The organism is Desulfopila sp. IMCC35008, assembly GCF_010646885.2.
Taxonomy (GTDB): Bacteria; Desulfobacterota; Desulfobulbia; order Desulfobulbales; family Desulfocapsaceae; genus Desulfopila.
Genome location: NZ_CP050700.1, coordinates 1,749,015 through 1,760,000 on the forward strand (window position 1 = coordinate 1,749,015; position 10,986 = coordinate 1,760,000).

The window sequence follows — 10,986 nt, forward strand, 5'->3', positions numbered from 1 at the left end:
CTGTCACCTGGTAAACGTCTGAGGTCATGTTGTGAACTTGCTGCTATGAGATAAGTGCATGTCACGCTCAGGCGATTTCCATTAAGTGCTTGGGCTAAAACTGGACTTGCAGTCTGGCGTACGTGCCGAAGGCTGTATCGTCTTTTGCAGAACTGCCATCATAGGCCCCCTCAATTTCCGGTATAAGGAGGCCGGCCTTCCAGGTAAAGCTGGTGGAGTCAGTGATTTGATAGAAGAGTTCAGCAGATACTTCATACAGATTCTTAAATTGGAGCATGGTGTCGGAATCACTCTCGGAGGCATCGACGGATACCCAGACAAGATTACCCTTCAGGTCCGTTTTTTCTGAAACCCGATACAATAGAGAAGGGGCAATCCAAAACCAGTCACCATTCTCCCCTAATTGGCTAAGTACGGAAATAGGTTCGTTGTTGCTGTTTCCAACCATGATCCAGCCGAAATCATTGTCTGCTTCATAACCGTTGGCCGCAATTCCGATATTCAGGGTCGGAGTGAACGCACCGGCGGCCATGGCGCACTGAAAATACCAGCCCCAGCCGTCTCCCTGATTGATGTTAAGGCCGTTGATGACAAAGCCGTTTTCATCCCTGGACTGTCTGGTATTAGCGGATTTGAAGGCCAACTCAGATTCGAGTTGCAGGTTTTTGTAGGAACCCTCGAAAAACATTGACCAGAACATACCGCTGGCCGAAGACATATAACTGCCTGTGTTATATTCATCACGTTTATCATCAGCGTAAAAGAGGTTTGCCTGGCCACGCCAGTGCTCAGCGAACTTTTTCTTGGCAACAAGACCATAGAGGACATGGTCATTATTATCGAGACGATCCATTTCGACTTGGGAATAATCACTTTCATCAAGTATACGATAAATGCCGGTCCAGTCCACATCGAGCATGTTCCAGTCTATAGTGACCTGGTCTGCTGACTGGTCCCACTCCAGAAAACGGGTAATATTGCTTTTCATGTTACCTGCTTCAACGTCAACTGAACCAAACGGTACACCGATATATGCAAAGTCGGCTGTAGGGGTAATCTTGGTTTCTTCCCTGTTACCGTCACCCCAATTCACATTGGACCTGATGCGAACCTTTGCAAAGGCACCACCAGAAGATTTTGCCTCGATAACTAGGCGTGTTCGGGAGTCAAAAGTGTCTAAAGTGGTGGCATTGGTGTTACCAAAAAGGTAGTTATCCTTAACCAGGTAGCGTACCCTGGCATCGCCTTTGATAGAGACAGCAGCCAGGGAGCTTTCAGCGGTGAGAATGAGGAAAAAACAGATAAGCAGAACGCGAAAACCGAGTGAGGTCATGAGCGCTCCTTAATGGTTTTTAATTATAAATGCTATTGGCTACTGGAACAGATGTCTGTTGTTCTGCCTGTATCACGATGACATAATCAAGGTGTCTTAAAATAATCAAAATCGGCCAGCTCAGGAATAACACCAACTGCCCGTTCAATCTGGGCCAGGGTTGTTAAATAGCCAAAATAGGCAACTACAAGGCTGGTTTGATTTTGGGTGTAAAGAAGTTGAGCGTCGTTGAATTCGAGCAGATCACCCAGGCCGCTTTGGTACCTTTTCTCGGCTAAAGTGAGGTTTTCTGCTGCGAGTCCAAGTGATTGTCCGGCGATGTCTACGCTTGCCCTGTTCTCATCAGCTCTATTAAAACTATCGGTTACCTCCTGGATGACGGAGAGGTTGAACTGGCGAAGAGAAGCGCTCACCTCTCTCATGGCGGCTTTGGCTTCAGCGACCTTTGCTTCTGTCTCAAATCCGGAGAAGAACTCCCAGGTCAGGCCAACGCCGACTTGCCATTGGTCATTGAGTGTTGCCAGGTCTGTCTCATAACTCTGATACCCGCCCGATGCTGAGAAAACCGGCCAGTAGTCTCCTTGAGCCCTTGTAATCTGGGCATCCGCTGCCTGGATAAGATAGGTGTATTGCTGAAGGCCAGGTCTGTTTTGATCTGCCGTATCCAAAAGGTCAGGGAGAGGGCCGGGCATTTCCGGTTTCTTGCCTACCAGGGATTCCAGAGCCGGTGCATTGGAACCAACCTCATAATCTCCATCGTTGGGACGGGTGCCGAGCACCTGCTCTAATCTCACTCGTGCACTCGTAAAATCCGCCTTTGCCTGTAACAGACGCAGCCTCTGGTTTGAGAGGTTGACCTCGGCATTCGTGACATCTATGCGTGTCCGTACACCGGCCTTGAGGTATTTTTGGGCACGATAGAGCTGCTTCTGATAATTTTCAACAGCTTGCTGTGCGACTCCGATCAATTCTTTTGTTTCGAGAACGGAATAATAGCTCCTTTTTACATCCAGAATAATGTCATGGTAATTTTGTTTGAGGTTTTCTGATATGGCATCCCTGGAAAATCGTCCTACATCTATAAGTCCTGTCGTTCTGCCAAAGTCATAGATCAACTGGGTCACTCCTAGTAGGAGAGATCCGACATTGTCCTCGTCAACTGGCTTCAGGTCATTTACATGTGTCCTGCCATAATCACCTCCCGCTGAGAGATGTGGCCAATATAAGGACTTGTATTGCTGGACTACAGCTTCACTCCCGGCATACTGTTGTCTGACGATTTCAAGCTGCGGATTGTTTTTGATCGCTATAGTAATGGCATTTTCCAGATCCAGTAGAAGTGTCTCGCTGCGGGCGGGCGACAGAGGTGAAAATGACGCTAGCAATAGAAATAGAGAAATGAGACTGCTTCGATAGGTCATGATTCTTCTCCCTTGAAGGGGTTAATTTGATAGGTAAAGATGACTGTTGAGAGTAAAATGCATTAAACAGAAGCATTTAACTACTATTTTTTTTAGAAAACCATATCCTGACTTGTTTTTACAGTTAAAAGGATTAACAATGACTGATATAATTTTCTGACTACCAAAAAGTTTGGTATCTGCCTTTAATTATTTTGAAACAAAGGGGGCTTTTGATGGGGTGTATTCGTTTCGGCGTATTGTTGATTTTTTGTATCGGTCTGATGCTTCCAGGCTGCAGCGAGGAACGTGATAAAGCGGAAACTACGCAGCAGGCTCCGCCGCCTCTTCCGGTTGAGGTGGTAATTGCCAGTAAGGATCAGATTCCCATATGGCTTGAATTTACAGGTAAAACGGTAGCTACGAAACGAGTGGAAATTCGAGCCAGGGTCTCAGGACGTCTCGAACAGATTCTTTTTCAGGAGGGTGATTTTGTTGAAGAAGGCGAGACTCTTTTTACTCTAGAAAAAGACCAATATGAGGCTACTCTTGCCCAGGCGAAGGCGCAATTACAGCAGAATGAGGCTACCCTGTCTCTTGCCAGAAAAGATGTTGAACGATATGAGCCGCTTGTTGCTGAAGAGCTTGCTCCCCGGGCAACACTGGAACAATACGAGGCAAAAGTCGCCGAGTTGGAAGCGGCCATTAAAGCGAATAATGCCACCATCCGGGAAGCGGAACTGAACCTTAGTTATACCGATATTGTCGCACCAATTTCCGGAACGATAGGTCGAAGCCTTATAGATGTCGGCAATATAGTGGGGTATGGAGAACCAACCCTGTTAACGACTATTGTGAACGACAATCCTATGTTTGCATATTTTAATCCAACCGAGCGTCAGTTTCAGCTGATGCGGCAATACAAATCCCAGGACAAAATGGATGCCCGGGTGACTGTGCGTGAAAAAGCCGACGGTTTACTCAAGCGGGAATCCCTGAGGGGGCAGGTTGGTTTTACAGATAACAAGGTTGATCAGCAGACCGGAACAATTACCATGAGAGCCGAAGTTGCCAATCATGAGCACACCATGCTTGAAGGGACCTTTGTTTACGTTGAGGTAATGGTTACTGATCGCCCTAGTTTTATCATGGTGCAACCCAGTGCCATTCAGGAAGACCAGCGATCAAGCTTTGTTTATGTTGTCGGTGAAGATAACCTGGCCAAACGGGTTGATATTGAAAAGGGATATGAAAATCGGCACTATGCGATGATTACAAAAGGTCTGGAAGGTGGTGAGAAGGTGATCGTCAGCGGCCTGGCAAAGGTATCAAATGGCAGAAATGTGCAGGCGGTAGATGTGACAGCTACCAAGGGTATTCGTGCCCAACTTGCCGAATCGGGCATGCTTGAAAAAACGGAGTAAATAATGTTTTCCATCTTTTTCATAAAGCGCCCGATCTTTGCTATGGTAATATCCCTGCTCATCGTGCTGGGTGGGATAGTCTCCCTGTCTATTCTTCCCATCCAGGAGTACCCGGATGTAGCTCCGCCGACGGTGGTTGTATCAGCCTCGTATGTCGGCGCCAATGCGTTCACTGTAGAGAAAGCAGTTACCCGACCGCTTGAAGACAGGATCAACGGTGTCCAGGGCATGATCTACATGCAGTCTTCGAGCACCAGTGCCGGAACCTCATCGATCAATGTCTATTTTGAGCCTGGTTATGACCTGGATATTGCAGCCGTTGATGTGCAGAACAAGGTTTCCATGGCAACCCCTCAACTTCCTGCGGAGGTACGTCAGCAAGGGGTTATCGTTGATAAGCAATCACCCTCTATTGTCACTCTTATCGCTCTTACGGGTGATGAAAGGTACGACGAAGGTTTTCTCAGTAACTATGTGACTATTAATATCCTCGACGAATTACGAAGGATTCCAGGTGTCGGAAAAGCTGAGAACCTTGGTGAAAAGAAGTATTCGATGCGTATCTGGCTGGATCCGGACCGAATCAAGTCAATGGGTATGAGTCCGAATGAGGTAATTGCCGCTATTCAATCGCAGAACAGACAGGCCGCTCTTGGCAGACTGGGGGCTCCACCAACATATGACGACCAGCAGATTCAGTTCATTCTTACCGCCGAAGGGCAACTTGATGATGTAAGGCAGTTCGAGAATATAGTTGTGAAGTATCTTGATGATGGAACCCTCGTCTATCTCGGAGATGTAGCCACTATAGAACTTGGGGCAGAGAAATATGACTGGAATTCCAGGGTAAACAAAAAACCTGCCGCTTCTGTAGCCATCTATCAACTGCCTGGAGCTAATGCCCTTGAGATTAAAAAGAGGGCAGTGGCCAAGATGGAAGAGCTCAAACAGCGCTTTCCTGAAGGCGTAACATATTCAATCCCTTACGATACGACCCTTTTTGTCGATGTGGCGATTCAGAATGTTGTAAAAAACCTCATCATCGCAGTTGCTCTCGTGATTCTGATCGTTTTTGTTTTTCTTGGATCCTGGAGGCCGACAGTAATTGCCTCGGTAGCCATCCCTGTTTCATTGGTGGGGACCTTTGGGGTTATGTATGCCGCCGGTTTTTCTATAAACTTTCTGACCCTTTTTGGACTTATCCTGGCAATTGGTATCGTGGTCGATGACGTGATTCTTGTCGTTGAAAATGTTGAGAGGATAATGAATGAGGAAAAGAACCTTACCATTCCACAGGTGGTAAAAAAGGCCATGTTGCAACTCATAGGTCCTATTATCGCCACAACCCTGGTTCTGGTTGCAGTTTTTGTCCCGGTTTCTCTGATGCCGGGGTTGACGGGGAGTATTTACCGCCAGTTTTCACTGACCATATGTTTTGCCGTGTTGATCTCTTCTCTCAATGCAATGACTTTGTCTCCGGCACTGTCAGCTATTGTGATACGCCGATTCGCTGAAGGGAAAAGTAAGTTTATCCTGTTTCAGAAGTTCGACAATTTTTTTGAATGGCTTACCGCTGTGTATAGTCGGCTTGTACGGTTTCTTATCAAGATGCGGTGGGTTGTTGTCTGTGTTTTTATTGCTTTACTGGCAGCTACATGGTGGACGCTGAAAACAACACCAACTGGATTTGTACCTGAAGAAGACAAAGGGGCGCTACTCGTGATGTTTAATCTTAAACCGGGTACAGCCTTGAGTAGAACCAGTGAAGTTCGAGGTAATGTCGAGAACATCCTGATGGATATTGAAGGTGTAAAAGATGCCGTATTGATTGACGGCTTTAATATGCTGACAAGTACTCTTGATACAAGTGCTGGAGCCGGTTTTGTGTCACTGGAATCATGGGCTGAAAGAGGTGATGCAGATCTTGATATCGCGAAGATATTAAAAGAGATTAATAGACGTGGGGCCACTATTACAGATGCCAATGTGGTTGCCTTCAATGTCCCGGGTATCCCGGGGATTGGTGCCGTGGGTGGATTTGACTTTCGATTACAGGATTATCTTGCAGGGGATGTTAACACCTTTGTTTCGCATGCCTATAACCTTATTGCGGAGGCGAACAAGGATCCGAGGATAGGGATGGCATACACTGTGTATGCCCCCAATTACCCCTTTATCAGACTCGATATAGACAGGAAAAAGGCCGCGGCACTCGGTGTTGACCTTGCCGAACTATTTAGCACGCTGCAGACCTATCTTGGATCAATGTATATAAATGATTTTACTAAATTCGGGAAGGTCTTCAGGGTCTACGTTCAGGCCGATAAGTCCTTTAGAAGTGAAGTGAATGATATAAATGAGCTTTTTGTCCGAAACAGGGTGGGGGGCATGGTGCCGGTATCAACCCTTGTTACACTTGAAACCACCACTGGTCCCTCAGATCTTGGCCATTATAATATGTATCGCTCGATTACAATCAATGGTTCAGCTGCACCGGGTTTCAGCTCCGGCCAGGCAATGCAGGCAATGGAGGAAGTGGCAGATCGTGTTTTACCAAAGGACAACACCTATGGTTATGAGTGGTCCGGTATGTCCTACCAGGAGAGACTGGCCGGAAACAGTCAGGTATATGTCTTTGCCTTTGCCCTCATTGTTGTCTATCTCGTGCTTGCTGCACAGTATGAAAGCTGGATACTACCCATTATGATTATGGTGTCAGTACCTCTTGTTATGCTAGGTGCATTACTTGCACAGAGTTTTGCAGGGCTCGATAATAATCTTTTTGCCCAGATCGGTTTGGTTTTGCTTATCGGTCTCTCGTCAAAAAATGCTATACTCATTATTGAGGTAGCTAAAGAGCAGAGGGAACAGGGAGCTGCCATTGCCGATGCTGCCTTAACTGCTGCGAAGCTGCGTTTCAGGGCAATTATGATGACTATCCTCTCTTTTGTGTTTGGTGTTGCACCACTTGCAGTTGCGACGGGTGCAGGTGCAATGACCATGAAGTCGATAGGTGTCGTTGTTTTAGGTGGTATGGTCGCAGCTACTTTCATTAGCACCATACTGGTGCCTGTCATTTACGTTCTGTTGGAAACCATGCGTGAGCTCGTCGTGGACGTCGAACAGGAAGTGAAAAACAGGGAATCAATTTAGTAATAACTGGACGGGTAGGGGCTTCGTGGCAACTCCCGTTCAGCATTGCAGTATACTCTTGTCTCTGGCAATAGGAATTCCTGTTGCCAGAATCCTTTCACACCATCATATTTAGGAGGATTACTATGAAGCTTCGACGATCTGTTGTGGTTGTATTCTTGGTGATGTTTCAATTATCGGTTTGTTCAGCATTCGCATCAGACAAGGTAACTACTGAAAAAATTGTTGATAGTGCTGCTCTGGTTGTGAAAACATTCGGAGCTGATCCGGATCTTACATGGTTCCGAGACAATGTCAAAAATGCTAAGGCACTTTTGATTGTTCCTCAAAGCCTGAAAGGCGCATTTCTCGTTGGTGGATCAGGTGGTTCAGGGGTTCTTATTGCTCAGGACAGCAATACTGGTGAATGGGGGAATCCTGCTTTTTATACCCTCGGTTCTATTTCGGTAGGTTTGCAGATAGGAGCTGAATCATCTGAAGTAATTCTTATGATTATGTCTGACAGAGGGATGGAGAAACTTCTTGCAAGTTCGTTTAAGCTTGGTGCAGATGTAACTTTGGCAGTTGGACCAGTGGGCGGTGGTACAGCAGCACAAACTGCAGATGTACTCTCTTATGCACGATCCAAGGGCGCGTTTGCGGGTGTTTCTCTTGACGGGGCGATAGTCAAGACAAGAGATAAAAGAAATAAAGAGTACTACGGGGCAGAAGTGAGTCCAACTGATATCCTTGTCAGGAAGACTGTGTCAAATCCACATGCAGATGGGTTGAGAAAAGCTGTTGCAGAGCTGACTAAAAAATAAAAGAAATTAGCTGACTGGCAAAGAGTATGATCACGCCAGACAGAATGCTTTAAGCACATTGTTTAATGAATTGTGCAGATGAGCGCATAAGTCAATTGCACTTCAATAGCAGGTTTTCATTCCCATAAGCAGTATTTGGCCCAGGATAAGGCACGGCTTGAGTATTTTTTGATGATGCATAGGCCGCGATACCGAACTTACAGTCACCCCTTCTGGTAAGACGAAAAGGGGACGGTGGGGCTGGACAGAACGGTTTGGGGTGAAAATATGTAAGGGTACATAAGAACAAGTTCTTGAGTATATCCAGAAAGGTCCAAACAGGTATATGCTCGTTCACCAAAGCAAAAACCCCGATCAGTCTAAACTGATCGGGGTTTTGTATATATAAATCGGCGGCGACCTACTCTCCCACATAGTTTCCCATGCAGTACCATCGGCGCAGAAGAGCTTAACTTCCGTGTTCGGAATGGGAACGGGTGGAACCTCTTCGCTATGACCGCCGAAAAGAGAAATCGTGCTACTTTTCGGTATATGGGGAAGGGGAGTGGTTTATGACATCCTTCCCTTGGTAAAACAAAGATAATCGAATAGTAGGGTAGTAGTAGTTAGTTTTAATCAAAAAAATGTGGATAAGCCGCACGGCTTATTAGTATCGGTTAGCTCCATGTGTTGCCACACTTCCACACCCGACCTATCAACGTTGTAGTCTACAACGAGCCTTCAGATGACTAATGTCATGGGAAATCTCATCTTAGAGTGGGCTTCCCGCTTAGATGCTTTCAGCGGTTATCCCTGCCGAACTTAGCTACCCAGCAATGCCCCTGGCGGAACAACTGGAACACCATAGGTTCGTCCACCCCGGTCCTCTCGTACTAGGGGAAGATCTCTTCAAATTTCCTGCGCCCGCAACAGATAAGGACCAAACTGTCTCACGACGTTTTAAACCCAGCTCGCGTACCACTTTAATTGGCGAACAGCCAAACCCTTGGGACCTGCTTCAGCCCCAGGATGTGATGAGCCGACATCGAGGTGCCAAACCTCCCCGTCGATATGGACTCTTGGGGGAGATAAGCCTGTTATCCCCGGAGTACCTTTTATCCGTTGAGCGACGACCCTTCCATGCGGAATCGCCGGATCACTAAGACCTACTTTCGTACCTGCTCGAGATGTCTCTCTCGCAGTCAAGCTCCCTTATGCCTTTACACTCTTAGGCTGGTTTCCAATCAGCCGGAGGGAACCATCGCGCGCCTCCGTTACTCTTTAGGAGGCGACCGCCCCAGTCAAACTACCCACCAGACAATGTCCTGGATCCGGATTACGGACCGCAGTTAGATTCCTAAGATAACAAGGGTGGTATTTCAAGGGTGACTCCATCGACACTGGCGTGCCGACTTCAAAGTCTCCCACCTATCCTACACATGTTACCTCAAAAACCAATGCCAAGCTGTAGTAAAGGTTCACGGGGTCTTTCTGTCTTGTTGCGGGTAACCGGCATCTTCACCGGTACTACAGTTTCGCTGAGTCCCTGGTTGAGACAGTGGGGAAATCGTTACGCCATTCGTGCAGGTCGGAACTTACCCGACAAGGAATTTCGCTACCTTAGGACCGTTATAGTTACGGCCGCCGTTTACCGGGGCTTCGGTTCAGTGCTTCGCCTAAGCTAACACGTCCCCTTAACCTTCCGGCACCGGGCAGGCGTCAGACCCTATACTTCGTCTTTCGACTTCGCAGAGTCCTGTGTTTTTAGTAAACAGTCGCTCCCCCCATTTCACTGCAACCAGACTAGGCTTCATTAGTAAATAATTACACCCTGCTGGCACACCTTCTCCCGAAGTTACGGTGCTATTTTGCCGAGTTCCTTAACCAGAGTTCTCTCAAGCGCCTTGGTATTCTCTACCTGCCTACCTGTGTCGGTTTACGGTACGGTCACAATCATAACTAGATACGAGGATTTTCCTGGAAGCATGGAACCAGCCACTTTGTTGTCTAAAAGACATCGTCATCACGCCTCAGTCTTAAAGGTACCCGGATTTGCCAAAGTACCAAACCTACACGCTTAAACCGGGACAACCAACGCCCGGATGGCCTTACCTTCTCCGTCCCCCCTTACCATAACATTATGATAGTGGTACAGGAATATTAACCTGTTTCCCATCGACTACGCCTCTCGGCCTCGCCTTAGGAGCCGACTAACCCTGAGCAGATTAACTTGACTACAGGAAACCTTAGGCTTTCGGCGACAAGGTTTCTCACCTTGTTTTTCGCTACTCGTGTCAACATAAGCTCTTGTGGAACCTCCAGCACTCCTTACGGTGTACCTTCTCAGGCGGCCACAATGTTCTCCTACCATCTAGAAAGCTGATTTAAACCTATCAATTGCTGCTTAGCCGGGGAGGGTAGTTGCTCGCAAAATTACCTCTCATCCCAACTTCATTAATAAACTTAAATCAGCTTTCTAGATCCGTAGCTTCGGTACTATGCTTAGCCCCGTTAAATTTTCGGCGCGGATTCATTAGACCAGTGAGCTATTACGCTTTCTTTAAAGGGTTGCTGCTTCTAAGCCAACCTCCTGGTTGTATAAACAATTCCACATCCTTTCCCACTTAGCATAGATTTTGGGACCTTAGCTGACGGTCTGGGTTGTTTCCCTCTCGACCATGGAACTTATCTCCCACAGTCTGACTCCCACACTAGAACTTAACGGCATTCGGAGTTTGAAAAGAGTTGGTAAGCCGGTGGGCCCCCTAGTCTTGTCAGTGCTCTACCTCCGTTAGTCATCATGTGAGGCTATACCTAAATATATTTCGGAGAAAACCAGCTATCACCGAGTTTGATTAGCCTTTCACTCCTATCCACAGCTCATCCGAACAGTT

At 47.1% G+C, this 10,986-nt stretch carries 5 protein-coding genes and 2 rRNA genes (1 of these 7 cut by a window edge); 3 read left to right on the top strand and 4 right to left on the bottom strand.

Annotated elements, in window-relative coordinates; all coding sequences use genetic code 11:
- Window positions 1–94: 94 nt before the first annotated feature.
- The gene (locus tag GA520_RS07695; protein WP_163339552.1) at window positions 95–1,333 is read right to left on the bottom strand and encodes a hypothetical protein; all 1,239 of its coding nucleotides are present in this window, start codon (window positions 1,331–1,333) and stop codon (window positions 95–97) included.
- A gap of 86 nt (window positions 1,334–1,419) precedes the next feature.
- Window positions 1,420–2,754: a TolC family protein gene (locus GA520_RS07700; RefSeq protein WP_163339553.1), complete on the bottom strand. Its 1,335-nt coding sequence runs from the start codon at window positions 2,752–2,754 to the stop codon at window positions 1,420–1,422.
- A 215-nt stretch (window positions 2,755–2,969) separates the two neighbouring features.
- On the opposite strand from GA520_RS07700, the gene GA520_RS07705 reads away from it, so the two are divergent.
- From GA520_RS07705 to GA520_RS07715, 3 genes are all read left to right on the top strand, one after another.
- Window positions 2,970–4,157 (top strand): efflux RND transporter periplasmic adaptor subunit, encoded by a 1,188-nt coding sequence (locus tag GA520_RS07705; protein ID WP_163339554.1) that lies wholly within the window; start codon window positions 2,970–2,972, stop codon window positions 4,155–4,157.
- Between the two features lie 3 nt (window positions 4,158–4,160).
- The gene (locus tag GA520_RS07710; protein ID WP_163339555.1) at window positions 4,161–7,310 is read left to right on the top strand and encodes an efflux RND transporter permease subunit; all 3,150 of its coding nucleotides are present in this window, start codon (window positions 4,161–4,163) and stop codon (window positions 7,308–7,310) included.
- An 83-nt stretch (window positions 7,311–7,393) separates the two neighbouring features.
- Window positions 7,394–8,113 (top strand): lipid-binding SYLF domain-containing protein, encoded by a 720-nt coding sequence (locus GA520_RS07715; RefSeq protein ID WP_205749345.1) that lies wholly within the window; start codon window positions 7,394–7,396, stop codon window positions 8,111–8,113.
- Window positions 8,114–8,500: 387 nt separating this feature from the next.
- On the opposite strand, the gene rrf is transcribed toward GA520_RS07715, so the two are convergent.
- Window positions 8,501–8,617 (bottom strand): 5S ribosomal RNA (rrf, locus tag GA520_RS07720).
- A gap of 121 nt (window positions 8,618–8,738) precedes the next feature.
- A 23S ribosomal RNA gene (locus tag GA520_RS07725) occupies window positions 8,739–10,986 on the bottom strand; it runs 760 nt beyond the window's last position.

Coding starts and splice junctions, on each gene's coding strand:
- GA520_RS07695 (WP_163339552.1), bottom strand. CDS start 1,333: ATGACCTCACTCGGTTTTCGCGTTCTGCTTATCTGTTTTTTCCTCATT.
- GA520_RS07700 (WP_163339553.1), bottom strand. CDS start 2,754: ATGACCTATCGAAGCAGTCTCATTTCTCTATTTCTATTGCTAGCGTCA.
- GA520_RS07705 (WP_163339554.1), top strand. CDS start 2,970: ATGGGGTGTATTCGTTTCGGCGTATTGTTGATTTTTTGTATCGGTCTG.
- GA520_RS07710 (WP_163339555.1), top strand. CDS start 4,161: ATGTTTTCCATCTTTTTCATAAAGCGCCCGATCTTTGCTATGGTAATA.